We start from the raw sequence: 25,010 nt of genomic DNA, 5'->3' as shown, positions 1-25,010 counted from the left end.
TCTGTTCGCGCAACGTCAGCGAATTTGCCCTTGTGTCGCCGCGACCGCGGCCGGGATCGTTTTGCCATGCCGATACCATTACCGCCGTTCAATAACGACACCACGACCTATTCGTGGCTGCATGGGTGGTATTACGAGAATGTCGTGGCGCCGGCCGTCCTTTACACCAGCTATGTCATAGACGAGCACTTTCTGGAATACCTACCGTCTGGAGCCCACATTCTGGATGTCGGGTCCGGCGGCGCGCAATTCACAAAGCACATCGCCGATCGGCGACCCGATGTCACCATCATCGGCATCGATTTGTCACAGCCGCAGATTCGTCGGGCCGGCAAACGCATGCGCGACTACGGCGATCGGGTGCAGTTCCAACTCGGTGACGCAACCCATCTCCAATTCGAGGACTGCAGCTTTGACGGCGTTATCAGTTACGGCTCCATCAAACACTGGACATCGCGGGACACTGGCCTCGCCGAATGTATTCGGGTGCTCAAACCGTCGGGGCCGTTGCTGATCGTCGAGGTTGATCGCAGCATGACATTCGAAAATGCCTACGCATTCGTCTCTCGATACCGAGCACCACGATTCCTGCGTGGCCCAATGCTCGCCATGTTTCGAACCTGGGTCGCGGGTCGCTCGATCGACATGGAAGACGCGCGGGCCATCGCAAGCGGCCTCGATCTCATCGACAACGATTCCCGTCGCATCCCCAATTCACCGCTGCTCAGGATCTCCGGCCGCCGGGCCCCTGCGAAGGCCGGCAGTCCCGCTATCAGCTCCTCCGCCTAGGGATTCGGAAAATCATGGACCTGTCAATGCGGGGCGCCGTGAAGACGATGCCGTATCACCTGCCCGCGGCATTCAACTGGCTGGATCGGGATAGTGGCTGCACGATTGTGTTGTCGCAACCAGAGTGCGAACCGAAATTGTGGGAGCAATACCTATCCGGGGCACTCCGCAGCTACAGCAAATACGGCGTCGAAAGTGCGCTCGATTTTGAGCAGATACGCGACGGGCGGGACACAACGCTCTTCTATAGCGCCATAGACGATGGCGGTCGGGTAGTGGGCGGCGTACGGGTAAGGGGTCCGCTACGCAGTGCCGAGGAGGCGCACGCAATTGTGGAGTGGGCTGGCCAACCCAGCCAGGGTGTGGTTCGCACGATGATCACCGAACGGCTGCCATTCGGGCTAGTAGAGATGAGGGCGGCGTGGGCGATCGACCACCCGAACTGCAGGAAGCTGATAACCAGAGCGTTGGCCCGCATGGCGTTTCCGACGGCGGCATTGCTGGACGTTAATTTCATTCTCGCCACCGCGGCCGCTCATGTGTTGGAGCGCTGGCGTACCGCGGGCGGCGTTGTGCCCGCTGAGATTCCCGCCGCACCGTATCCCAGCGACCGATACCGCACGAAAATCATGTGGTGGGACCGCAGGACGTTCGCCCAACTCGCCGAGCCCACCCAGCTTACGAAGATGCTGCAAGAAATGCGCGACCTGGCGACGCAGACGGCTGAGGTCAGCAACGTTTTCTGCGACAAAGGGGCACCGTGCGAGTGTTGACCCCCCGGCCATCGCGCGCACCTGCGCCAGAGAAAATAACGTTGTTGCCGCTGGCCCCAAAGAATCCCCTGCCGTACCGGCAGCGGGCGCGCGCGGTCAGGTCATTTCACACCGGCGTCGATCAACTGCGGGACGCCGGTGGACCGGTTTCTCGGGTCACTTTGGGACCGAAATGGTTGATACCACCAATCGTTGTGGCCACGTCGCCCGAAGCCATTCACGACATCCTCACGAATAGGGACGGGTCCCTCGACAAGACCAGCCGGGTCCTGTCGGAGTTTCGCCGGGTGATGGGCGACAACCTCTTTGATTTGCCACATGCACAGTGGTTGCCGCGCCGGCGCACGCTGCAACCTGTGTTTACCAAACAACAGGTCCAGCGGTTTGGGGGACATATGGCCGACGCCGCCGAGTCGGTGTCGTCATCCTGGCAAGACGGGCACACGATCAATCTGGATGCGGAATGCCGCAAGTTGACAATGCGGGCTCTGGGGCGGGCGGTGCTGGGGATGGACTTGACCGAGCACGTCGCTGAGGTCACCGAGCCCCTGCGAACGGCGCTGACCTATGTGGTGAGCCGGGCGTTACATCCGCTGCGGGCCCCTGCCTGGTTACCGACCCCTGCGCGCCGCCGAGCCCGCGCCGCTGCCGCCACGCTCCACAGTCTGGCCGGGACGATCCTGCGGGAATGTCGGGCACGCCCCGATACGGACGCACCCCTGGTGCAAGCGTTGATAGAAGCCAAAGACCCACTCACCAATAAGCGCCTTTCTGACAGGGACATTGCCGCGGAGCTGATCCTTTTCTTGTTCGCCGGCCATGACACCACGGCGACAACACTGGCCTATGCGATGTGGCAGCTCGGCCGTCATCCTGAGATTCAGAGTCGCGTCGCCGCCGAGGTCACCAATCTGCCGGATCGGCAATTGACGCCGCAGGACGTCCCGCGGCTGCCCTACACCGGGCAAGTGCTCATGGAAGCCCTGCGAATGTGTCCACCGGGCGCCACCGGCACGCGCATGGCCACGCGTGACGTCGAAATCGCCGGCTATCGAGTGGAAGCCGGAACGCTGGTTGCATTCGGGCGCATGGCAGTGCATCGGGATCCGACATTGTGGGACCGGCCGTCGACATTCGACCCGGACCGGTTCAGTCCGCAGCACATGAAAGGCCATGGTCGTTGGCAATACCTACCTTTCGGCGCCGGCCCGCGGTCGTGTATCGGTGACCATTTCGCCACGCTGGAGGCCACGCTTGGTCTCGCGACATTCATCCGGCGCGCCACCGTGCACTCGTTGCACACAGATTTCCCATTGACCGCACCGTTCACCGTCATCGCCGACGGCCCGATCTGGGCTCGCGTCCAGCTCCGCCATTGACTTGCGCGCATCGCAGGACGAAAGGATCAACAAAATGTTTCAGGACGCAGAATTCGCCATCACCAGGACGCTGCAGGCAAGCGCGGAATGGTCGTACGAAGAAGCCTTTTCACGCAACCTCGGGTTGATTAGCCCAAGCGAACAACAGCGCCTCCGACACAGCCGTGTGGCCATCGCTGGACTCGGCGGGGTGGGCGGTGTGAATTTGGTTGCGCTGGCGAGATTGGGGGTAGGAAAGTTCACCATCGCCGACCCCGATGTGTTTGAACTGCACAACATGAATCGGCAGTATGGTGCGACACGCTCGACGGAAGGCCACCTCAAGGCCGAAGTCATGCGCGATGTCGTCCTCAACATCAACCCCGAGGCGGAAATTCGCCTCTCGTGCGAACCCGTCGGGCCGGAGAACGCGACGAGCTTTATCGACGGAGCCGACGTTTTCGTGGACGCCATCGACGCCTTCGAAATCGACCTGCGCCGCCTGCTGTATCGCGAAGCGCAACAAAAGGGGATCTATGCCCTGGGCGCCGGCCCGTTCGGGTTCAGCACAGCCTGGTCGGTTTTCGATCCCACGGGTATGACGTTCGATCGGTACTACGATCTCTGCGACCAGATGAGCGCGGTGGAGAAGTTCGTCGCATTTGTCGCCGGAGCGGCGCCGTCGTCGACACATCGGCCCTACATGGATTTGTCCTACATCGATCTCAAGAATCACACCGCACCGTCGGCAGGCCTTGCATGTCATCTGGCGTCGGCTGTGGTCGCGGTCGAAGTGCTGAAGATCCTGCTCGGGCGTGGACGCATTTACTCGGCTCCCTACTTTCATCAGTTCGACGCCTATCGCGGCATGTATGTCCGGAAGCGCCTGCGGGGCGGCAATCGGCACCCTTTGCAGAGATTGAAGCGTCGTCGGCTACTCAACTTCATCAATCAATCGAACAGCGCGATCCAAACGGGATGACAGGGATATGACCGAATTGGATTCGAGTGAATTTATGTCGTTGGTGGAGGCGGCGATGCTTGCGCCTTCCGCGGACAACAGGCAGACCTTCCAGCTCGAACATTCGGGAAGTGTGGTGCGGATCTGGGGCGACGAAACCTATGTGTCAGGACCGAAACAACGCCGCATACTGGGGCTGATATCGCTCGGCGCCGCCGCCGAAAATATGCGGCTGCGCGCCACACGTCTTGGTTTCAACATGGACGTGCGATGGTGCCCAAACAAAGACTCGGCCGGGCTGATTGCGGAAATCGACTTTCACCGCGTTCCGTCGACCACAACGGATCCGCTAGAAGCAGCTATCGCGCAACGGCACACGAATCGCCGTGTCATGTTCCACGGACCAGCGCTGCCGCAGAGCGAAATCCACAGTCTGTCGGCTGAAGTCGACGCCATCGACGGCATCAAGTTGCACTGGTTTGACACCACCGAGAAACGGGCACAGATCCTGCGGTTGGTACGAATTGCCGAAACCGATCGTTTCCGGTGCCGTGAGCTCCACGAAGAGCTCTTCTCGGCCGTGCGCTTCGACGTTGGTTGGAAAGTCACTTCCGATGACGGGCTGCCGCCCGGCTCGCTGGAGATTGAGCGCTGGATGCGGCCGATGTTTCGTTCGCTGAGACATTGGCAGGTCATACGCCTGTTGCAGACAGTGGGAATGCACCATGTGCTCGGATTGCGCGCCGGCTACCTACCCTGCCGATTTGCGCCTCACGTTGGCGCTTTGACGACATCGCTTGACACCGAAGCCGGTCCGATTGCCGCCGGAGCCGCTTTCGAGCGCATCTGGTTGCGAACGACACTGTTGGGAATGGCGCTGCAGCCGTTGGCGGGTTCCGCCTTGCTTGCTCTGCCGGGCTGCGAATGGGTATCACCCAACGTTCGCACGGCACTCACCGCGGGCTGGAAAGGATTGGCACCGGGGCGCCTGCCAATGATGGTTTTCCGCGTGGGACATGCGCGCGCGCCGTCAGTTCGTACTACGCGACCATCGCCGGAGGCCTACCGCTGCGCGCGTTCGGCGCCAACCGTCGGCTGACTTACGCACCAACTGGGCTGCGGCCCTGGGGTTTTCGATATGGCTCGTTATTCGAGCGTGCTTCGAGATCGATTGTGAGCCCCCGGCTTTCAGTGTGCATACAGGGCAGGATCCCAGCCGGTTTTCGCGCCCAGAATTCACCCTTAAATGCCAAGATTCACACCGGATCGACTCGTCGCGAATTGCCTGCCTGATGACCGGAACCAGCCGGCGATCAAAAGTTTTCCTACGGAGAGCCGACGAAATGCGGTTGACTGTACGGCGTGACAAACCCAGCGCGGAGTGTCGACATTGTCGTGGTGGGCGCCGGCTTCGCCGGGCTAGCCGCAGCCCGCGAGCTGACACGACTGGGTCACGACGTGCTGGTATTCGAAGGCCGCGATCGGGTGGGCGGCCGTTCGTTCACCGGCAGCGTCGCAGGTTTACCTGCGGACATGGGGGGCACGTTCGTCGGCCCCACCCAGGACGCGGTCCTGGCGCTGGCTGCCGAACTCCAAGTCTTGACCACCCCGACCCACAACGACGGCAAGAACGTGATCCAGTGGCGCGGTGTAGCACGCGTTTACCGTGGCACCGTCCCCAGGCTTTCGCTGGCCACGCTGCTCGACATCGGGCGGTTGCGTTGGCAATTCGAAAGAATTTCCCGCAACATCCCAATCTCCGCGCCGTGGGACGCGCGGCGAGCCCGGCAGCTCGACGATGTGTCGCTCGGTCAGTGGTTACGTTTGGTGCACGCGACGGCCTCCTCGCGCGACCTGATGGCCATGATGGCCAGGGTGACATGGGGGTGTGAACCCGACGACGTGTCGATGCTGCACGCCGCCCGCTATGTCCGCGCCGCCGGCGGCCTGGACCGGCTGCTCGACGTCGAGAACGGTGCCCAGCAGGACCGCTTCCCGGCGGGCACACAAACGATCGCCGAGCTGGCGGCGGCTGAACTCGGCACCCGAGTTGTGCTCAACGCGCCGGTCCGTCGCATCGAGCGGCACGGCGCCGGTGTCACCGTCACCTCCGATCGAGGCGAGGCCGAGGCCGGGTTCGTCATCGTGGCGGTCCCGCCGGCCCATCGCGCGGTCATCGAGTTCACTCCACCGCTGCCCCGGGAGTATGAGGAACTCGCCAGGAACTGGCCACAGGGGCGCCTGAGCAAGGCGTATGCGGCCTATTCGACGCCGTTCTGGCGAGCCAATGGGTTTTCCGGACAGGCCCTGTCCGACAAAGGACCAGTGTTCATCACCTTCGATGTCAGCCCCCATGCCGACGGGCCCGGCGTCCTGTTGGGGTTTGTCGATGCCCGAGCATTCGACTCGCTGCCCGCAGAGCAGCGCCGCCGCGATGCGCTGCGGTGCTTCGCGTCGCTGTTCGGCGACGACGCGCTCAAACCCCTCGATTATGCCGATTATCGTTGGGGCACAGATGGATTCGCGCCAGGTGGTCCGACGGCCGCGGTGCCCCCGGGGTCGTGGACGAAGTACGGGAGGTGGTTACGGGAGCCGGTAGGACCGATTCATTGGGCCGGCACCGAGACCGCGGACGAATGGACCGGTTTTTTCGAGGGTGCCGTGAGGTCCGGCCAGCGGGCCGCCGCGGAGATCGCAGCCTTGCTATGAGCTGATGCGACGGACCCGAACGTCCCGGGTCACCGACTCGGCGAGCGCGCGTAGCTGGCTGTTCACCGCCTGCGGCTGTTCCAGCATCGAGCAATGGCCGCCGGGCAATTCCACGAGCCCGACGACATTGGGTGCGGTGGCCGCGATCTTGCGGGACTGGCTGATTGGTGTTAGTCGATCACGTTCACTGCCGATGACCAGGGTCGGCACCGTCAGACCGTCCAGGTTGAGGTACCGCGATCCCAATTCCTCGACGAGCATCCGCGCACACCCACCGCGACCCGCCGGTGATGTCTGCACGAAGAGCTCGTAGACCAGATTCGCCGCGCTCGGGTCGGCGTCGGCCGCGACCGCCAACACCGCGACCAGGTAGTGAGTCGGAATACGCATCACATCCGGCAGGGGAACCCCGCCAAAGGCGTTAATCAAACTCCGGGCCGCCAAGACCCGAGCCGGCGACAACCCGCGCGGCACCGGCAGCAACTGCACCTTGCGCACCAGGTCCCCGGTCGTGGTGTTGATTAGCGCGACGGCGTCCGCGCGGCTGGCTACCTTGCGGCGATACTGTTCGGACCACGCGGCAATGGTGATGCCGCCCATCGAGTGTCCGACGATCACCGCACGCTCGCGCGGGCGCAGTGTCGCGTCCAGTACCGAATCGAGGTCGGACGCAAGGTGTTTGAGGCTGTAGCCGCCCCGTCCCGGGATGCCGCTCTGTCCGTGGCCGCGATGGTCGAATGCGATCACCCGGTAGTCGGTGGCCAGGTCGGCGATCTGGTAGGCCCACGCCCGGACGGCGCACACGATGCCGTGCGTCAGCACAATCGGGTAGCCATCGGGCGGGCCGAACACTTGAGTGTGCAGTGGGGTGCCGTCGGTAGCACGGACGGTCAGGGTTCGGCTCGGCGGCAGAGCCTCGGGCACCTGGCCGCCCCCACCACCACGAGTGGACTTTCGAGCACTCATTGCCGCTCCCCCCTCGACCGCGGCTCCATTGCCGCCCTCCGGTTGTCGCGAGTTTACCTGACCGTAACGGCGAACTCGGTCAAATTCGCCAAAGTTCGACGTGCCAAAACACTGGACAAAGCCCAGGTTGGCGCTGTGGGGCATGTGAGAAGCTGATACGCGTGTCCCAGATATCCCGTCGGGAGTTCTTGGCCGCAACAGCGAACCTAACCAGCACCGGACTGGCGGCCGCCTGCACATCGGTGCGTCGGCGGCCACTCCCCGCACCATCACCACAGCCGGCCCCACCCGACACCAAGTCCGTCCTCGTCGTCGGCGCCGGCATGGCGGGCTTGTCCGCCGCCCGCAGCCTTGCCGACGCCGGGTGGCCCGTGCGATTGATCGAAGCCCGCAATCGAATCGGTGGCCGGGTGAACACCAATCGCGACTGGGGTCTGCCGCTGGAAATGGGCGCGTCCTGGATTCACGGCGCGACCAACAATCCGCTCGTGGAGTTGGCCCAAAAAGTGCAGGCACAGACCAGTCCCACCGACTACAACAAGTGGACGAAACTGGCGGTAGACCCCCGGCTGCCGTCCATCAAATACGACGAGGCCAGGTGGCGGCGTTTCGTGGCGGAGGCCTGCTACCAGGTCGACGGCGGCTCCCTGGCTGCCGCCGTCGATGCAGCGGCCAATCGCGCAGGCCTCTCCGATACCGAGCGGGCCGAGTTGGCCTTCTATGTCAACACCGTGATCGAGGAGGAGTACGCCGCCGATGCGAACGAGCTCTCCGTCACGACGTTTGACATGGGTAACTACACCAGTGGCCCACAGCTCGTTGTCACCAGTGGCTACGACGCGATACCACGGTTACTCGCCGGCGGGCTCCCAGTCGTTTTCAACACATCCGTCAATGCCATTGTGCAGCACGGCAATTCCGTTACCGTTCGGGCCGGAAACCAGTCGTTCGAAGGACCCGCAGCGATCGTCACTGTTCCGCTGGGCGTGCTGAAGTCCGGTGCGATCACCTTCGACCCACCCCTACCCGACGGACACGCACACGCCGTGAGTACGTTGGGATTTGGCGCCTTGGCCAAGACCTACTTCCGCTTCGACCGGCGAACCTGGGACGTGGCCAACGCCTTCTACCAGTTCCTGGACTCCGACGACGGCATGTGGGCACAGTGGTTCAGCTTGCCAACCGCTGCGGGACCGATTGTGTTGGCTTTCAACGCAGGTCATCGCGGCCGGTACGTGGAGTCCACCGCCCCCAGCGAGTTGATAGCCAGCGCGCTGCCCATCGCACGACAACTGTTCGGCAACAACATCGCGCCGATCGAGATCAAATCGTCGAGTTGGACCGTGGACCCCTTTGCGCTCGGCTCGTACTCGTTCCATGCGCCCGGGTCCGGCCTTGACGACCGGCGCCGACTGCAGGAACCCGTCGGCGATCGGCTTTATCTGGCCGGTGAGGCCATCGGGGTGGATAATCCCGCAACGGTGCATGGTGCGCTGCTCAGTGGGCGATACGCGGCCGCCCAGCTGATGCGCCGATTGCGTTGATATTCAGTAACTTTCGAATGCAGCTACATCACGCCAACTCGGCCAGGTGGTTTCCCAGATCCGATGGATTCGCCCATTGCGATAGGCCGCGATGAGTACCACTTCGATTCGGTTCGGCTCCTCGCCGGGGCGCGACGTCGTAATCCAAAGCCGGCCGGCAACCTTGTCCGCGGCCTGCACCCACGCCTGCTCGTCGTACTCGATCGCGTAGCCGATGGCCGTCGCGTAGATCTCGCGGTGGCTGTCGCGGAACTCGGCGAAGGTCTGACGCAGCCCGTCGGAGTACATCACGAAGTCGGGGTCGTAATAGTGCTCGATGAGCGCAGCATTCTTGGACACGACCATCTGGTCGAACATTTCGCGAAGTAATGCAACGCTCATGCCGGCAGCTCTTCCCTTGGGGCGCGACCCAGGTTGCGGAAACCCGCCGCGGGCTTCTTGAAGCCCAACACAAACGGCAACGACTTCATCTCGAGGTTCAGCTTCGCCGTCAACCGGCCGAGGGCACCGAGGGCTGGCTCCGCTTCCGACACCTCGTACGTCGAAAGATCGAGGTAGAAAGTCGAGGTTTCGCCGATGCCCTCGAAGTTGTGGATCAGCGGCTTTGACAGCTGGCGCATCGAATCGTCGAGACACTCGGCAACGACGTCGGTCATCAGCACGTACTCCGGTATGGGCACTGAGTTTTTCAGCATGCGATGGACCAAGATGACGTCGACACCGGCGAGCTCGATACGACGCTTCACCCTTTGCTCGGCTACCTCGCCGACGTGTGTGACGAATTTCAGGGACAGCTTGCCCAATTGTTCGCAGCTTCGGCAGTCACAGATGGCGTCTTTTTTATACCGCTCCCGCCGCGCCACAAACGACTGCCGCATGGCCGGCAGCAATTCGCACACTAGTCGGGCATCTCCGTTAGGCGCCCAGAAGAAGGCGGCGTCGCCCTCAAGCTTCGCCAGCTTGAGGCCTTTACCGGTGTCGATGACCGCCTCCAGCAGTCCGGCCACCGCTTGCTGCGCATGGGCCAGGTGCATCCGGTTCCAACTCATGTACTGCGTGTATCCACCGATGTCGGCAATGAGCAGAACGGCGCGCCGGATGGCCATGATTTCGGAAGTCTAGTGGCCCCCGACGGCGGCGCATAGACTGGGCGACCTGCGAGCCAGCATCACGGCACCTAAGACACACCAGCCGTCGGCCTCCCGGACGCTGAAAGACGGTGTAGACTACCCGCTTTCGATCCCGTGCGATCACCACACGTGCGGCACCAGCCGGTAGTGCACCTGCTGCGTGTATTCGACGTATCCGGGCAATTCCTGCTTGAGCGCTTTCTCCTCATCGAAGATTCGGAAGGTAAGAACGATCACGCCCGGGATGAGGAGGACGAGCCCCCAGTAGGAGCCCAGCCCAAGGGAAATGCCGATTGCCATGATCAGCGCTCCGGAATACATGGGATGGCGCACCCGCCCGTACAGTCCCGTGGACACCAGTGGTTGCTCCGCCTCGACTCTGATGTTGGCGGCCGCAAAACTGTTCTGTTCCACCACAAGCAGGGAGATGCCTAGGCCAATCACTACCAGCACATCGCCGAGCACGACGACCGGTACGGGCACACTCGACCAACCAAAGCGGTGGTCGAGCGCACTGACCACCAGCAATCCCGCGAACCACAGTTGTATGCCGAGGACGATGATCTTCTGCGCGGGCCGGGTTTCCGCCATGGGGCCGGAACTCATCCGTCGCTGCAGGACCTCGGGCTTGCGCTTGGCCCAATAGATGCTGGGCCAGGCCGTCGTGAGCGAGAACACGGCGATGAAAACCCAAGCCTGCCAGTAATTAAATGTGCCCGCAGGCAAGAACAGCAGCACGCCGAAGACGACCAGCCCCAACACACTGAGTGCGATTGTCTTGACACCGATGCTCATATTCTCCAACGTATCCGACCGAACCGAATGGCGGCCAGCTACGCGGTGTCGACTCGGATCGCTCATGCCGGCGGTCCAGCAGCGCCGGCATCTGCGGTGAGGTGGAGCCCGCAGCCCTCAAGCGTCGGTCTCCGACGAGTAGCGGTCGCGCAACTCGATCATCCGCCGCCGAGTGGTCGAGGTCAGATAGTCGGGCGAACCAAGGTGCATGTCGTAGGTTCTGCACTCGAATCCGCCAGCGCGTAACAGCGTTTCGGCACGTTGCGAGGGGCTGCCCTTGACCCCGAAGTAGCTCATGAGGTCCTTGACCTGCAGCCCAGGCCCCCAATAGAGGGAGAGCAGATCGTTGACCTTTCCGATGATCCACACGATCGCCGCGGCCGCGGTCTCCGATCTCCCCTTGCGCCGGAACACCTCCGCGTTACCGGCGGCGACGCGTGAAAGGAGGCGTCGGCAGGCCGTGCGGGCCTCGACGTCGAAAAGGTCGTTGCAGCAGCGGTCGGTCAGTTCCAGAACCGCCCGCACACGTTCGACGACGTCATCTGCGATGCCCTGCCAGCTGAACGGCTCGTCCGGCAACGCGTGGTCGTCGAGCCGGTCGAGCACCACGCGACTGCCGACGTCGAGCTCCAGCTCGCCAAGTATCAATTCTCCGACGTCGGCGTCGGGGTCCTCATCGAGCCAGTTGTCCTCGTCATAGACGCCCATTGCCGCCAGCAACGCCGCCGGACCCTGTGGTCGTGGCGACCGGATGATCCGCTGATACTCCGGCTCCAAGGCATCGATCTCAGCCAGCGCGTCGGCGGTCAGATCGGGCCGTATCCCCACCTCGGCGTGGGCGAACCGAACGAACGCCCGAAGCAGATCGGGCGCCGAAGCTAGCCGCTCCGCGGTGTCAACGATCTTGCGGGGAAGCCAATCAGCAAGTAGCAGTTCGACTTTCACCGGGCTCCAGCGCATCGGATCACCGGTCCCGTAGTCGGTGCCGTACCACAGCAACGAGTCAAGGAGGTCGCGATGATCCCGGTCATCGAACTGGACGCCCTCGTCGGACGTGAGGAAGCGCTTGGCCAAGTTGGCGGTGGCCTTCGAATCCCACTCCGGTCGTTGAAAGTTCATTCCACCGTCGGGCAGTCCCCGGATCATCCACTCGACCAGAGCCCGGCAGGCCGGCCACGTGTCTGACTCGTACGGTGGAACGGTGATCGCGGCCCTTTGGATCGCTGCGGTGATGCACGCTTTGGCGTCAGCCAGGTTGAGATCCTCCCAGCGCGTGTCGGGGTCTTCCGTTACCTCCTGGTATTTGGCGACCAATTCCTCGATCGGTTCGGGCACGACGAAGGCATCTTTGACCAGCGTCCCCAGGTTGTGGTCGATGTATACCGGGCAGGCGAGTTCATGTCCGCCGGGTATCCGTGCTCCGAGAATGACGTTGTCACCGTCGCCGAGAACATGAGTCATCAGCACCGCTCGATAGACTTCGATCCTGGAAAGCTCGGCAAGCCACGGCAATTGAATTTTCGGACGCAGCAACAGCTCTCGGCGGACCCGTGCCCGCAGCACTTCGTCGTCACCGATCATCTCAGCGAATACCGTGAGCAGCGCGGAGGTTTCGTCGCACGGAACGTCAATAAACATGCCGACGAGTTCTTCGCGGCGCGGCGGCTCCGGCTCATTGGGAGCCATGAACGGGTTCTTGCCGCGCGGGTCAGTGAGGGACATAAGCATGCTCACGTACGTCAGCAAAGCCAGTGGATCCGGGTTGGCGAGCGCGCGCCTCACGTCGCCGAGCAGCGGCGGTTCGTCCGAGGTGTGCCGCTGACGCCGGGCCTTCCGTGCCTCTCTGCGCATTCGCTTCGCGTCGCGACGGCGACGGCTGTCCGACATGTGCGCCACGATACCGTCCGCTGCGATCGCCAGTGTTCAGCCGGGCCACGACCGCACGGCGGCCCGAGCGAAGGCGACCGCCCCGGGCGTCACGCGTTCGCGCCGATCCACCGCGCGACGGCCGCGGTCCAACATGCGCAGTCGCCGCGGCACATCCTTGGTGTCCCAGGCGGCGCGCGATGCAGTCGACCGCGGCAACGGCGTGCCGTCGTCGTTCATCCAGCCGATCACGTCGAGCAGGCCGACGACAACACCGTCCGGGTCGGCGTCCTCGGCGGCGACAGCGATGGCTCCGAGATCGTCGGCGCCGTCAGGAATCGGGTCGAGCCCGACAGGAAGAACTCCGGGCAGGCGGTCGCGATCGGTGGCCGTCTTGATCGCCAGGATCAACGCAGGATCGGCTCGCGCGGATGCGCGCTCGACCTCAACATCCAGAACATCCAGCGAAACGCAGCCACCCACCGAGTTCGGCGTGGAACTGTTGGAGCAGCGTGGTCTCGCCAGCCTGATGGCGGCTAGTCCTGATCGAGATTGCGCAGCAGTTCTGGAAGGTCACGACGCTGATGCAAGACACGTAAGACGTCGATGTGGTCGGCGCGCTCCAGGTACAGGACCGGATACGAGAAGTGCCCCAGCGCCCGTCCGCGCAGCCCGGGAATATCGAGCTCGTAGCCGTAACGGGGCGAACCGATCCCAGGGTGCTGTCCGATCAGGCGATAGGCGGCCTGCAGCGCATCGATCAGATCCGACGCGGCTTGCGCCGCTCCCTCGTCAAGGTAGTAGTCAATCGCGTGTTCGACATCACGGACAGCCTGATCGCGCTGGATGACCGGCTTGATCGTCATCCAGTGCGACGTTGCCGGACGCGGGCACGCAGACCATCGAAGTAAGCATCGTCGGCGGGCTCGGCCGGCGGCGAAGCGGCACCTTCGAGGACCAGCCGCCGCAGCGCCGCGCGGTCCTGGTCCTTGCGGATCAACTCGCGTACATACTCACTGCTGGTGCCATACCCACCCTCGGCAACCTGCTCTTCCACAAACGCCTTAAGCGAATCGGGGAGCGAGATGTTCATCGTGCCCATAAAGCAAGGCTAGAGAGCAATGGCAAAAATTGCCAAAGACGCACGGATACGGTTCATGGCCTTCGGAGGAAGCGGCGTCGGCGATGTAGCGATACAGCTCGACAAGCTGGTCTTGCGCCTCGGGGGTGAAGACGACGGTGAAGCTCACACGCCTCAGGCCTGCTCGGCTGCCAGCCGAGCCCGCACGGTCTGCGCACTCACGGCACGCGACGGATCAGCGGCAACAGCGTCATAGGCCGCGGCCACCTCGTCACGCAGCCAGGCTTCCACGGCGTGATCGCGAGCAAACAAAGCGCGCAGACCCTCGCGGACCACTTCGCTCTCGCTGGCGTACTCCCCAGAGCGCACCCGCTCACGCAGCGCATCGGCCATATCGATCGGCAACGTAATGCTCAATTGCCTCGTTGTCCGCATGACACCCTCCCAGGACCAGTAGGACTCAATCCTGCTCCGGCGACCGCACGCACCACGCGACCCGCTCAAGCCCACCTTTCCAGCGCTTGCTAAGCGCTCGCGGCGTGCCGTGCCAGCTGGGCTTAGGACATAAATTCTGTCGTGAAATAGCTATATCATTGATGGGTGTCCAGACGTACAACTATCGACATCGACGATGTATTGCTGGCCAGAGCCCAAGCCGCGCTCGGGACCTCCGGGCTGAAGGACACGGTCGATGCCGCGTTGCGGGCCGCGGTGCGGCAGTCCGCACGCACCCGGCTCGCCGAGCGAATCGCATCCGGCGCGGGTATCGATCGGTCCGAAGCACTGCTTGCGCAGACTCGTCCCACCCGGTGATGTTGTTCTGCGTCGACACCAGCGCGTGGCATCACGCGGCCAACCCGCAAGTCGCGAACCGGTGGTTGGCGGCCTTGTCCGCGAATCAGGTGGGCATCTGCGACCAAGTGCGTTTAGAGATTCTTTACTCGGCGAGGTCGGCCACCGACTACGACGCGCTCGCCGATGAACTCGATGGCCTGGCACGCATCCCGATCGACACCGAAACGTTCGCTCGCGCATACCACGTCCAGCGAGAGCTCGCCCACGTCGCCGGTCTCCATCACCGCAGCGTCAAGATCGCCGACCTGATCATCGCAGCGGCCGCCGAACTCTCGGGCACCGTCGTGTGGCATTACGACGAGGACTACGACCGCATCGCTGCGATCACCGGCCAGCGCACAGAGTGGATCGCGCCGCACGGAACCCTGTAGCAAGCGGACTCTGCTCCTTGTCAGGCGCAGCTATTTTGGCAAGCTCTCTTCGACCATCTGCCGTCGGCGTCGATTGCGCGTTGAACGCAGGCGATGGCGACCGACGAGGCGACGAGCCAGCCGAGTCTGCCGCCCTTGGCCTCGGGCGTGACCGCGACGGCATCGGTGGCCACCAAATCGGCGGTGTAGTCCGCGGCGCGGAAGGCAATGTCAGCCGGCGTGAACGAGCCGAAACCGAAGGCCGGTACGGCGAACTCGAGGGCCTCGACCGCAGGCTGTCATCCCGGAGCGTGAAGCGACAAAAGCCAACCGGCTCGAAGCCCAAAACCGTCGATCTCTCGGGCTTCCCGTCTCGGTCGCGAAGGATGCTCAATAACCGCTATCCAGCACGACCGGACTGAGTCGCATCGTCGTCGCGACCGTTCGACGCATCCTGATCGACGCCCTTTTCGTGCTCAGCAATTCGTCGCGCGACCCAGGCGCGGTACCGAGCGACCTCTTCGTCGAACTCCATCCTGCGTTCCTTGAGCGGACTCGCAGGACCAGGCAATCCCGCAAGCTCACGCAACATCGGCTGATAGTCCGGGACGAGTCCCTTGTGGCAGGTGCCGCACAGGGTAACGAGGTTTTCCTCAGCCGTCGGACCGTCCATCCGCCACGGAATGAGGTGGTGGACGTGCAGCTCGACATCGACGTGATCCGTCGCCCGGCGACCACAGATCACGCACCGGTACTTATCTCGCTTGAGCACCTGCATGCGGAGGGTTCGGTTGGGGGCACGACGCTCTATCGCGTCGTCGGCGAAGTGCCGAGTCCCGAGGAAGCCGAACCCGCCAACCTCCACTGCGCCATCGTGCATGCACTCGCAGGGACAGATCACGTTGGGTAGGCGGTCTTCGGCCAACTCCTTTTCGACCAGTGCGTGGCCACCCCGCCTAACGAAAACGGCAAGCGCCGGATCGTCGTGCACGACCAGCCAGCTCTGATTGATTTGCTTCCACAACCACATCATCCGGTCTGCATCTACGAGGCTGGCTTCCCGTATCTCCCATCGGGGGTTTCGTTCAGACCAGCCAACAAAGTGCGTCTGGCTTCCCCAGAAGGGCCGTCCCCGCCTATTCGCACCCAGAGTGAGAGCAAAGTACTTCTTGCCAGGGCGAGCAGTTTTCAGGTCACGAAGCCACGGAACATCATCCGCTTCATCAAGCATCTCGTTCCCCATACAAGCGAATATCCCACCGCACACCGACACCATCGATCAACACAGCGTCCCAAGACAGCATGGGGACTGCCCCGGTTCAGTTGACTGACGGGTTGCTCATCCGGGACGTGCTCCGGATGGAAAGGATGCCCGCGGCCGAGTGCAGTGGTCGGTGGTAATCAGCAGTCCTCGCGTTCACAAATCCGTTCACAAACAGCATGAAACGGCCGCCAGCTGATGCTGGCGACCGTTCCATTTAGTAGCGGGGACAGGATTCGAACCTGCGACCTCTGGGTTATGAGCCCAGCGAGCTACCGAGCTGCTCCACCCCGCGTCGGTAAACGCAAGGTTACCCAACGCGTGCGAACCTCACCAAATCGCGCGTTCGGGACCACCGTCGCCCCGGAAACTACACTTCCGGCAGCCGCTTGCTCAGTTGCTCCATTGTCAGCAGTTCCCGCCGCTCGTCATCGAGGTAGGGAATGCCGATCCCGTACTCCTCCCAGCGAGCAGCGACCCGCGATTCCAGTTCGGGAGCGATCGTGTTGATCGCCTGGTAGTGGCGACCACCCCACTCCGGCCGCGGTTCGAACTCCCAGCTTCGGGTGGCGTCGATGAGCACCCGGGTCCATTCGCCGCTGCCGTACTTGGCCATATTCGCCTTCTCGGGCGGGGGTCGACAGATCCAATGGCGAGCCAAGTGTAGGCCCATAGAACGCGATATCGCCCAGGCCGGCGTTCACCCGGTAGGCCATAGCCCAGTCCAACGCTTCCGGGTCGTGGATGTCGATGTCCTCCTCGACGACCATCACGTGCTTGTAGAACCACCCGGACCCACTGGTCCCCCACAGCGCCGCGGCCACCTGCTGCGCGTGACCGCGGTAGGCCTTGCGGATCTGCACCACGTCGCTGCTGCATGCCGGTCACCAGCCCGATCATGAACAAGAACACGCCGTGCCACATCAGCGAGCGGTTGGGTGCGCGCGACATGTGGAACTCCTCACGGTCGGGTGGCCGTCACATAGTGGATAGCGCCCTGGCCATTGGGACCGATATCCATGTCGACGGCGGACATGTCGGCGGCGCTGAGTAGATCGGTGAGGCTTTGAGTAGTGGTGCACCATCCCAGCGCTCGAAGGTACGCTTCGGCATCGTTGCGTTCGTGCGGATAGCTGAGGTCGCCGAACCCGACATGAAAGCCGTGCCGTCTCCAGATCTCCGCGGTTTCGAGGATCATTGATCCGACGGCCTTCGAGCCGGCCGGCAGGTGGTCGGCCGCCAGGCGACTCCCGGGCACACTGAGTTCGGTGATGAGATCCAACAACCGGTTTTGCGCATCGCCCGGTAGGTATCCGATCATCAGTCCTTCGGCCAGCCATGCGGTGGGTTGCTTGGGGTCAAAACCCTCTTGCCGCAGGGCTGTTGGCCAGTCGTGGCGCAGATCAACTCCCACGCTGTGCAATCGGGCGGCTGGTGTGGCCCCGAGACGGGCCAGTGTCGTGTCCTTGAACGCGACAACCTCGGGTTGGTCGATCTCGTAGACGACGGCCCCTGTCGGCCATGCAAGCCGGTAGGCGCGTGAATCCAGTCCGGAGCCGACGATCACCGCCTGCCGGATTCCCGCGGAACCGGCGCTGGGGAAGAACGCGTCGAAGAATCGAGCGCGGACGCCGAAAAAATCTGACATCCAACGACTTCCGATGTCGGCAAATTCGAGTTGGCCACAAGCGAGCCGAGCAAACAGGTCCACTCCGGCCGCACGCACCAGCGGTTCGGCGAACGGGTCGTTGATAATTGGGTTCGTCTGCCTGCTAGCCACCGCCCTGGCACAGGCGACCATTGTCGCCGTAGCGCCCACACTCGTCGCCAGATCCCAGGTGTCGTTGTCACTGCGTTTCATCGACGCGCTCGCTATTCGGGCCAGGGGCTGTTACGGATGATGGCCACGAAGTCCTCGCGGACAAATGTGGGATCGAAGTGCTGCAGCACATCGGCGTTCATGGTTCCGTAGGTGCTCTTCGGGCGGTGCTTCATACCGTCGTTGAAGGCAGTCAGGATGCGGTTCTTGAAATCCGGACGCGGATGGGCGGCGGTGACCGCGGCAACAGCCTCGGCAGCGAGGTCGTCAAGACCGACACCCACCACGTCGGTCTTGACACCTGCTGCGACCAACGCGATTTCGGGTTGGAGGCAATCCGGCACCTCGGGCGTGGTGTGCAACGCAATGCCCAGCCATACCTTCTCGGCGTCGGCCTCGTCGAACCCACGTTCCAGGAGGAATTCCCGGGCAGCGTCGGCACCGTCGACCTCGAAGCGTCGGGTGGAAGTTCGGTAGCGCGGGGTCAGGCCGAGGTCGTGAAACATCGCCCCCACATAGAGCAGCTCACGGTCTGGCTCCAGGCCGAGGCGGCGGCCGTGCAACATCCCGAAGAGGAACACCCGCCGGGAATGGTTGAAGAGCAGGTCGTCTTCGGCGTCCCGAATAAACTCGGTGACCGCGCGAACCAGCGGGGTGTCAGGTATCACGATGCCGGCAATGGTTTCGATCGACTGAATGGCCATGATCAGACCTCCTTGGTTGGGATGTGCCCAGTGTGCGGGTTGGACGGCCATCCCACCGGGGTCGTTCGAGCCGTCGTTCCCACAAAATGCGACACAATGGGCAGATGGGCGATGCCAATTCGACCCGCGTGGTGGTGCTCGTCGTCTTCGACGGCGTGAAGCTGTTGGACGCGGCCGGACCCGCCGAGGTGTTCGCCGAAGCCAACCGGTTCGGTGCGAACTATTCACTCGAGATCGCATCCGTAGACGGACACGACGTAACCACGTCAATAGGAACGTATTTCGCCGTTACCACCGACATTGCGTCGATCGACGCCGCCGATACCGTCCTGGTTGCCGGTGGAGATCAACTGGTCGGCCGGCCAATTGATCCCGCGCTGATCGACGCCCTCAAGACCGTGCCGGCAAGGACCCGGCGGCTGGCGTCGGTGTGTACGGGTTCGTTCATCTTGGCTCAGGCGGGGCTACTCAGTGGTCGGCGTGCCACGACGCACTGGCGGCATACCCGACGGCTGGCCCGCGCCTTCCCCGACGTGGGGGTCGAACCCGACGCGATCTTTGTCCGTGACGGCGACGTGTTCACATCGGCGGGCGTGTCTTCGGGCATCGACCTCGCATTGGCGTTGGTCGAGCTGGACTATGGTCCCGAGTTGGTCCGAAATGTCGCTCGGTCGCTGGTTGTGTATCTCAAACGCGCTGGCGGACAATCGCAATTCTCGGTCTTGATGGAGGCCGATCCGCCGCCGGACTCACCGCTGAGGGCGGTCGCCGATGCAATCGCCGCCGATCCTGGCGCCGACCACAGCGTGAAAAAGCTCGCGGCCCGGGCATCGCTGAGCACCCGTCAGCTGACCCGGCTGTTTCAGTCCGAACTGGCGATGACTCCCGCGCGCTACGTCGAGTTGGTTCGAATCGATTTCGCGCGTGCCGGACTCGAAGCCGGCCGGTCCGTGGCCGAAACCGCACGACTGGCGGGCTTCGGCAGTCCAGAAACACTTAGGCGGGTGTTTCTCAACCACATCGGTATCAGTCCAAAGGCCTACCGCGACAGGTTTCGTACCGCATCTCGCAGCTGAAAATGCTTGTGCTGCACGGCTTGTGTGTGTCAGGTGGTCAGGATTGCCCTGGCCACGTCGTCGGGGTGGGTCAGCATTCCGTTGTGCGTTCCCGGAACGGCGATGGGCTCAACCCGGAGCCGGGCGGCGGATTCGGCTGCGGGTCGCGGCATCGCGCAATCGTCGTCAGCGGCGATGTAGACCACGGGAATACCGAGATCGACCGGCTCGAAGTCCACCGAGGAAGTAGCCACCTGGCTGCGGCGTCATCAAATCGGCCACCAAGCGCTGCAGCTCTGGGGCAACGCCTTGCATTAGTTCCTGCTCAACGTATTCCAGGCGCGGTGCAATGGCGCCGGCAGGCGACTCCACAATCAAGCGGAGCATCAATTCCCGCTTGTTGGGCGGGTTTTCGTCGACCAACGATCTACCGCGAACCGGCACGTGCGCGTTGTAGTAGACGATCTTGCCGACCCGGCCCGCGAGCAGCTGAGCGGCGCCGGTGGCAGGAAAACCACCCCAGCTGTGTGCGACCAACACGACATTGTCGAGTTCCAGCCGGTGGGCCGCATCGACGATGTAGTCGATCGCATCCTGCAGTTGATAACCTGACGGGTCAGCTGCATCCGCCAAACCGGGCAGCGTCACGGTGATCGCCCGATAGCCCGCCGCACGAAGCCGCTCGGCGACCGGTCGCCAGGACCACGCGCCGAGCCAAGCACCCGGAACCAGAACATATGTCGACGTCTCTACCACGGTGTCCGAGTCTGGTGTTATAGCGACGGTTACGTCACCGGTGACCGGGGACATCTTTCCCAGAATCAGCGACATCCAGGGGCCGGCGCTTCGGGCATACTGTTCCGCAATGCACACCGATGTGATGACGATCCCGCAACCGCTGGGTCAGATCGGCGACCTGGCGCGCCGAACCCAGAGCGCGGGGTTCTCGGGTCTGCTGTTCACCGAGACCGGCCGCACCGCCTATCTCAACGCTGCCGTCGCCTCCCAGGCCGCACCGGGCCTCGAGCTGTCCACCGGGGTCGCGGTGGCATTTCCGCGTAGTCCCTTCGTCACCGCGGCCACGGCATGGGAGCTCCAGGAAGCGACCGGCGGGAAGTTCCGGCTCGGTCTCGGCACGCAGGTACGCACCCACGTCATGCGGCGATACGGTATGACCTTCGACCGTCCCGGGCCGCGGATGCGCGACTACGTGCTCGCCGTGAAGGCTTGCTTCGCGGCTTTCCGCACCGGAACGCTTGATCACCACGGTGAGTTCTACGAGCTGGACTTCATCACTCCGCAATGGAGTGCGGGCCCCATTGCCGCACCCGATCCCAAAGTCGATGTCGCAGCGGTGAATCCGTGGATGCTGCGGATGGCCGGCGAAGTGGCCGACGGGGTTCATGTCCATCCGATCGGCGAGCCCGGCTATCTCACCCGTCACCTCCTGCCGAACGTCGCGGCGGGGGCGGCGAAAGCCGGGCGCTCGCCGTCGGACATCGCGGTGATCGTGCCGGTGATGACGATCGTCGGTGACAGTGACGAAGAGCGCGCTAACGACCGAGAGTCGGTGCGGGCCAGCATCGCCTTCTACGCAAGCACACCCAACTATGCGTTCCTGTTGGACGAGGCCGGCTTTGAGGGGACGACCGCGCGGATCCGCGAGAAGCAGAAGGCCGGCGACTTCGCCGGCATGGCGGCCCAGATCACCGACGAACACATCGCCGTCTTTGCCACCGAGTCGACCTGGGACGGCTTGGCCGACGCGCTGACCCAGAAGTACGCCGGGATCGCAACGCGCCTGGTGCTGTATAACGCGTTAAGCGATCCCGAACGCCTCGAGCGCTACGGCGAGGTCGCCCGCCGGTTGCAGTGATGCGTGGCGAGGGTGCGCAAAATGTCTGGGGCTAAGCGGCGTGTTGCCGTACAAACACGCACACTCGCGGCCCGGGCCGCTCGCGGCCTGGGCCGCGCGCCGGATGCAGGCTACTTGGCGTTGTTGAACTTGGTGATGGCCTCGTCGAGCCGCTGCAGCGCGGCCCCGTACGCGGCGAAATCACCCTTCTTCTGCGCTTCCCGCGCCGAACCGATCGCGGCCTGAATCTCCTGCATTGCAGCGGCTTTGGCCGGTGACAAGGCGACCGAACCATCAGGGGGTGGCGGCACCACCGCGGTCGGCGGCGAGGCCGGTCCATTGGCCTGCGGCGGTGGGCTGGCAGGCGGTGCCGCCGGTACACCGGCGTCGGTGGGTTGTATTCCGGTCGCCGTGGCGCCGGCGCCAGGTCCGAATAGCCCGGTGAGCGCGTCACCCACCGTCGGCCCGTATCCGACCTTGTCGTTGTACATCATCGCCACCCGAATCAGCCGCGGATACGACGAGGCAGCGTCGCTGGCTCCCGGCGACGCATAAACGGGCTCAACGTACAGCAACCCGCCCACGCCCACCGGAAGCGTCAGCAAGTTGCCCCACTTGATCCGGTTTTGGTTGTCGCGCCCGATCACACCGAGGTCCTGGGACACCGCCGGATCGGTGGTGATCGCATTATTGGCTAGCTTCGGACCGTTGACCTGGCCCGGGATGGTCAACACGGTGATCTTGCCGTACGTCGCAGGATCGGAACTGGCGCTGATGTAGGCGGCAAGATAGTCGCGCTTGAACCTGTTCATCGCGCTGATCAGCTGATAAGAGGCCGTATTGTCGTTCTTAGCAATGTTTTTCGCGACGATGTAATACGGCGGCTGATAGCTGCTCGCGGTCGGATTCGGGTCCAGCGGCACGTCCCAGAAGTCCGAGGTGGAGAAGAACGTCACCGGGTCGTTCACATGGTATTTGGCCAGCAGCATGCGCTGCACCTTGAACAGGTCTTCGGGATAGCGCAGGTGCTCGGCAAGCTCAGGAGTGATATCGCTCTTGGGCTTGACCGTGCCCGGAAAGACCTGCATCCACGCTTTCAGCACCGGATCCTGCTCATCCTGCTGGTACAGCGTGACCGTGCCATCGTAGGCGTCAACCGTCGCCTTCACCGAGTTGCGAATGTAGGAGACCTTCTTGTCGGGGGCCAGTCGGTTGAACGCCACCTCGGTGGAATCCGCCGTCGCCGACGACAACGATGTGAGTTCGGAGTACGGGTAGTTGTCCAGGGTGGTGTAGCCGTCGATGATCCACACCAGCCGCTTGTTCACGATCGCCGGGTAAACCGAGCTGTCGGTCGTTAGCCAGGGCGCCACCGCCTCCACCCGCTGCGCCGGATCGCGGTTGAACAAGATCTTGCTGTTGGATCCAATCACGTTGGAGAACAAAAAATTTCGCTCGGCGAATTTCGCGGCGAACACGCTGCGCGAGATCCAGCTGCCGATCGAGACCCCACCGCTGCCGGTGTAGGTGTAGTTCTTAGTTTCGGTGCTGGTCTCGTAGTCGTATTCGCGGTCGGCGCCGGTCTTTCCGACGATGGCGTAGTCCGCTGAGGTATTGGAGATGACCGGTCCGAAATAGATCCGCGGCTGGTCCAGCGGCGCCGGCCCGTCGGACACTATGCTGCCGTTGGCGCCGACCACGTTGACCAGGAACTCGGGGTAACCGCCGTTTTGATTCGGGTCGTTCGCGATTCCCCGCACGGTGTTGGCCGGTGACGCGATAAATCCGTTGCCGTGCGTGTACACGGTGTGCCGGTTGATCCAGTCACGCTGGTTGTCGATCAGTCGGTCGGGGTTGAGCTCACGCGCCGCGACGACGTAATCGCGCAGGCTGCCGTTGCGGTCGAGGTAGCGGTCGATCGACAGCTGGTCGGGGAAGTAGTAGAAGTTCTTGCCCTGCTGGAATTGGGTGAATGCTGGGCTGACGATTGTAGGGTCCAGCAGCCGGATGTTCGATGTGGTGGCGCGGTCGGCGGCAACCTGCTGCGCGGTCGCCTGGCCGTCGCCGGTGTAGTTGCGATAGGTCACCACCTCGGACGTCAGGCCGTACGCTTGTCGCGTCGCGGTGATGCTTCGGTTGATGTATTCGCTTTCTTTTTGCGCGGCATTGGGTTTGACGCTGATCTGCTCGACGATCAGCGGCCAGCCGGCCCCGACGATCAACGACGACAGCAGCAACAACACCAGACCGATAGCCGGAATGCGCAAGTCCCGCAAGGTAATCGCGGAGAACACCGCGGCCGCGCAAATCACCGCGATGGCCAGCAGGATCAGCTTGGCCGGCAGCACCGCGTTGATATCGGTGTACCCCGCGCCGGTGAACGGCTTACCGCCACGGGTATGCGACAGTAGCTCATACCGATCCAACCAATAGGCAACGGCTTTCAGTAGCACCAGGACGCCGACCAGGCTGACCAACTGGATACGCGCCGAACGACTCAGCGCGCCGGTGCGCCCGGACAGCCGAATGCCGCCGAAGAGGTAGTGCGCCACCAGGTTCGCTATGAATGCCAGAAAGATTGCGACGAACAGATAGGTGAGCACCAGCCGGTAGAACGGCAATTCGAATGCGTAGAAGCCGAGGTCCTTGCCGAACTGCGGATCCGTGATCCCAAAGTCGCCGCCATGGATGAACAGCTGGATCCGAACCCAGTAACTCTGCGCCACCACGCCGGCCAACACGCCGATCGCCGCCGGGATTCCAATGCCCACCAGCCGCAGCCGGCTCAGCACCACGGCGCGATACCGCGCCACCGGGTCGTTGTCGTTATTGGGAACGAAAACCGGGCGGGTGCGGTAGGCCAGCGCGAGCCCACCGAACACGATGCCGCCAACCAGCAACCCGGCCACCAGGAAGACCACGATGCGGGTAACCAGCACGGTGGTGAACACCGAGCGGTAGCCCAGCTCGCCGAACCACAGCCAGTCGACGTAGGCGTCGATCAGGCGCGGACCAGCGAGCAGCAACACGATCACACCAAGTGCGATCAAGATCAGAATCCGGCTGCGCCGAGTCAACTTCGGCATCCGTGCGGCGGGACGCATTCCCACTAGCTACGCTCCCTGCTCTGTTTTCCAGA

The 25,010-nt window shown here is 63.2% G+C and carries 26 protein-coding genes, 1 tRNA gene and 2 pseudogenes; 11 read left to right on the top strand and 18 right to left on the bottom strand.

Annotated elements, in window-relative coordinates; all coding sequences use genetic code 11:
• Positions 1-66 precede the first annotated feature (66 nt).
• The 6 genes from AADZ78_RS06935 to AADZ78_RS06910 all read left to right on the top strand — a co-directional run bounded on the left by AADZ78_RS06935 (position 67) and on the right by AADZ78_RS06910 (position 6,590).
• Positions 67-789, top strand: coding sequence for a class I SAM-dependent methyltransferase (locus AADZ78_RS06935; RefSeq protein ID WP_239656777.1), 723 nt, complete (start codon positions 67-69; stop codon positions 787-789).
• A 14-nt stretch (positions 790-803) separates the two neighbouring features.
• On the top strand, positions 804-1,562 hold the full coding sequence (locus AADZ78_RS06930) for a hypothetical protein (RefSeq protein ID WP_139828602.1): 759 nt from the start codon (positions 804-806) through the stop codon (positions 1,560-1,562).
• A gap of 35 nt (positions 1,563-1,597) precedes the next feature.
• Entirely contained in the window at positions 1,598-2,941 is a 1,344-nt protein-coding gene (locus tag AADZ78_RS06925) for a cytochrome P450 (RefSeq protein WP_372510589.1), read from the top strand.
• Between the two features lie 34 nt (positions 2,942-2,975).
• Positions 2,976-3,902 carry a ThiF family adenylyltransferase gene (locus AADZ78_RS06920; protein WP_085249805.1) on the top strand — a complete coding sequence of 309 codons (927 nt, stop codon included), beginning with the start codon at positions 2,976-2,978 and terminating at the stop codon, positions 3,900-3,902.
• A 7-nt stretch (positions 3,903-3,909) separates the two neighbouring features.
• Positions 3,910-4,980, top strand: a complete 1,071-nt coding sequence (locus AADZ78_RS06915) for a hypothetical protein (protein WP_085249748.1) — start codon at positions 3,910-3,912, stop codon at positions 4,978-4,980.
• A 263-nt stretch (positions 4,981-5,243) separates the two neighbouring features.
• Complete coding sequence (locus AADZ78_RS06910) at positions 5,244-6,590, top strand: flavin monoamine oxidase family protein (RefSeq protein ID WP_085249747.1); 1,347 nt, start codon at positions 5,244-5,246, stop codon at positions 6,588-6,590.
• On the opposite strand, the gene AADZ78_RS06905 is transcribed toward AADZ78_RS06910, so the two are convergent.
• Positions 6,585-7,556, bottom strand: a complete 972-nt coding sequence (locus AADZ78_RS06905; protein ID WP_085249804.1) for an alpha/beta fold hydrolase — start codon at positions 7,554-7,556, stop codon at positions 6,585-6,587. The two genes, AADZ78_RS06910 and AADZ78_RS06905, sit on opposite strands and share 6 nt — an antisense overlap.
• Before the next feature lie 161 nt (positions 7,557-7,717).
• On the opposite strand from AADZ78_RS06905, the gene AADZ78_RS06900 reads away from it, so the two are divergent.
• On the top strand, positions 7,718-9,100 hold the full coding sequence (locus tag AADZ78_RS06900) for a flavin monoamine oxidase family protein (RefSeq protein WP_139828601.1): 1,383 nt from the start codon (positions 7,718-7,720) through the stop codon (positions 9,098-9,100).
• A gap of 3 nt (positions 9,101-9,103) precedes the next feature.
• Here AADZ78_RS06900 and AADZ78_RS06895 read toward each other — a convergent pair whose 3' ends face one another.
• The 8 genes from AADZ78_RS06895 to AADZ78_RS06855 form a co-directional block, all read right to left on the bottom strand.
• Positions 9,104-9,481, bottom strand: coding sequence for a hypothetical protein (locus tag AADZ78_RS06895; RefSeq protein WP_085249746.1), 378 nt, complete (start codon positions 9,479-9,481; stop codon positions 9,104-9,106).
• On the bottom strand, positions 9,478-10,206 hold the full coding sequence (locus tag AADZ78_RS06890; RefSeq protein WP_085249745.1) for a DUF2652 domain-containing protein: 729 nt from the start codon (positions 10,204-10,206) through the stop codon (positions 9,478-9,480). Before AADZ78_RS06890 ends, AADZ78_RS06895 begins: the two co-directional genes overlap by 4 nt.
• A 144-nt stretch (positions 10,207-10,350) precedes the next feature.
• A complete protein-coding gene (locus tag AADZ78_RS06885; protein WP_085249744.1) occupies positions 10,351-11,025 on the bottom strand; it encodes a methyltransferase family protein in 675 nt (224 codons plus the stop codon).
• Between the two features lie 117 nt (positions 11,026-11,142).
• On the bottom strand, positions 11,143-12,912 hold the full coding sequence (locus tag AADZ78_RS06880; RefSeq protein WP_139828600.1) for a DUF6398 domain-containing protein: 1,770 nt from the start codon (positions 12,910-12,912) through the stop codon (positions 11,143-11,145).
• 36 nt (positions 12,913-12,948) lie between these two features.
• Positions 12,949-13,374 (bottom strand): hypothetical protein, encoded by a 426-nt coding sequence (locus AADZ78_RS28960; RefSeq protein ID WP_085249743.1) that lies wholly within the window; start codon positions 13,372-13,374, stop codon positions 12,949-12,951.
• 53 nt (positions 13,375-13,427) lie between these two features.
• Positions 13,428-13,757 (bottom strand): type II toxin-antitoxin system RelE/ParE family toxin, encoded by a 330-nt coding sequence (locus tag AADZ78_RS06865; RefSeq protein ID WP_085249742.1) that lies wholly within the window; start codon positions 13,755-13,757, stop codon positions 13,428-13,430.
• Positions 13,754-13,993, bottom strand: a complete 240-nt coding sequence (locus AADZ78_RS06860) for a type II toxin-antitoxin system ParD family antitoxin (RefSeq protein ID WP_085249741.1) — start codon at positions 13,991-13,993, stop codon at positions 13,754-13,756. The genes AADZ78_RS06865 and AADZ78_RS06860 overlap by 4 nt, the downstream gene beginning before the upstream one ends.
• 153 nt (positions 13,994-14,146) lie before the next feature.
• Entirely contained in the window at positions 14,147-14,407 is a 261-nt protein-coding gene (locus AADZ78_RS06855; protein ID WP_085249740.1) for a ribbon-helix-helix domain-containing protein, read from the bottom strand.
• A gap of 165 nt (positions 14,408-14,572) precedes the next feature.
• Between AADZ78_RS06855 and AADZ78_RS06850 the strand changes: the two are divergent.
• Both AADZ78_RS06850 and AADZ78_RS06845 read left to right on the top strand, forming a co-directional pair.
• Positions 14,573-14,689 (top strand): annotated as a pseudogene (locus AADZ78_RS06850) (type II toxin-antitoxin system VapB family antitoxin); the annotation flags it as partial.
• 95 nt (positions 14,690-14,784) lie between these two features.
• Positions 14,785-15,198 (top strand): PIN domain-containing protein, encoded by a 414-nt coding sequence (locus AADZ78_RS06845; RefSeq protein ID WP_085249802.1) that lies wholly within the window; start codon positions 14,785-14,787, stop codon positions 15,196-15,198.
• Positions 15,199-15,577: 379 nt separating this feature from the next.
• On the opposite strand, the gene AADZ78_RS06840 is transcribed toward AADZ78_RS06845, so the two are convergent.
• The 6 genes and pseudogenes from AADZ78_RS06840 to AADZ78_RS06815 all read right to left on the bottom strand — a co-directional run bounded on the left by AADZ78_RS06840 (position 15,578) and on the right by AADZ78_RS06815 (position 18,964).
• On the bottom strand, positions 15,578-16,420 hold the full coding sequence (locus tag AADZ78_RS06840) for an HNH endonuclease (protein WP_239656779.1): 843 nt from the start codon (positions 16,418-16,420) through the stop codon (positions 15,578-15,580).
• Between the two features lie 239 nt (positions 16,421-16,659).
• Positions 16,660-16,733, bottom strand: a tRNA-Met gene (locus AADZ78_RS06835).
• Between the two features lie 75 nt (positions 16,734-16,808).
• The gene (locus AADZ78_RS06830) at positions 16,809-17,054 is read right to left on the bottom strand and encodes a hypothetical protein (protein WP_239656467.1); all 246 of its coding nucleotides are present in this window, start codon (positions 17,052-17,054) and stop codon (positions 16,809-16,811) included.
• Between the two features lie 67 nt (positions 17,055-17,121).
• A pseudogene (locus tag AADZ78_RS06825) lies at positions 17,122-17,262 on the bottom strand (hypothetical protein); the annotation flags it as partial.
• Between the two features lie 137 nt (positions 17,263-17,399).
• Entirely contained in the window at positions 17,400-18,299 is a 900-nt protein-coding gene (locus AADZ78_RS06820; RefSeq protein ID WP_085249738.1) for an SAM-dependent methyltransferase, read from the bottom strand.
• Between the two features lie 11 nt (positions 18,300-18,310).
• Entirely contained in the window at positions 18,311-18,964 is a 654-nt protein-coding gene (locus AADZ78_RS06815) for an HD domain-containing protein (protein ID WP_372510590.1), read from the bottom strand.
• A 101-nt stretch (positions 18,965-19,065) separates the two neighbouring features.
• On the opposite strand from AADZ78_RS06815, the gene AADZ78_RS06810 reads away from it, so the two are divergent.
• On the top strand, positions 19,066-20,037 hold the full coding sequence (locus tag AADZ78_RS06810; protein ID WP_204803925.1) for a GlxA family transcriptional regulator: 972 nt from the start codon (positions 19,066-19,068) through the stop codon (positions 20,035-20,037).
• Between the two features lie 29 nt (positions 20,038-20,066).
• Here the strand turns inward: AADZ78_RS06810 and AADZ78_RS06805 are convergent, their stop codons facing one another.
• Positions 20,067-20,189, bottom strand: a complete 123-nt coding sequence (locus tag AADZ78_RS06805) for a hypothetical protein (protein ID WP_264033442.1) — start codon at positions 20,187-20,189, stop codon at positions 20,067-20,069.
• Between the two features lie 13 nt (positions 20,190-20,202).
• The gene (locus AADZ78_RS06800; protein ID WP_239656780.1) at positions 20,203-20,826 is read right to left on the bottom strand and encodes an alpha/beta fold hydrolase; all 624 of its coding nucleotides are present in this window, start codon (positions 20,824-20,826) and stop codon (positions 20,203-20,205) included.
• Between the two features lie 55 nt (positions 20,827-20,881).
• Between AADZ78_RS06800 and AADZ78_RS06795 the strand changes: the two genes are divergently transcribed.
• Positions 20,882-21,892 (top strand): TIGR03617 family F420-dependent LLM class oxidoreductase, encoded by a 1,011-nt coding sequence (locus AADZ78_RS06795; protein ID WP_085249737.1) that lies wholly within the window; start codon positions 20,882-20,884, stop codon positions 21,890-21,892.
• A 110-nt stretch (positions 21,893-22,002) separates the two neighbouring features.
• Here the strand turns inward: AADZ78_RS06795 and AADZ78_RS06790 are convergent, their stop codons facing one another.
• A complete protein-coding gene (locus AADZ78_RS06790; RefSeq protein ID WP_085249736.1) occupies positions 22,003-24,981 on the bottom strand; it encodes a UPF0182 family protein in 2,979 nt (992 codons plus the stop codon).
• Between the last annotated feature and the right edge of the window lie 29 nt (positions 24,982-25,010).

The sequence above is a fragment of the Mycobacterium riyadhense genome, assembly GCF_963853645.1.
GTDB classification, from domain to species: Bacteria; Actinomycetota; Actinomycetes; order Mycobacteriales; family Mycobacteriaceae; genus Mycobacterium; species Mycobacterium riyadhense.
This window is presented reverse-complemented; position numbering and strand designations above follow the sequence as displayed.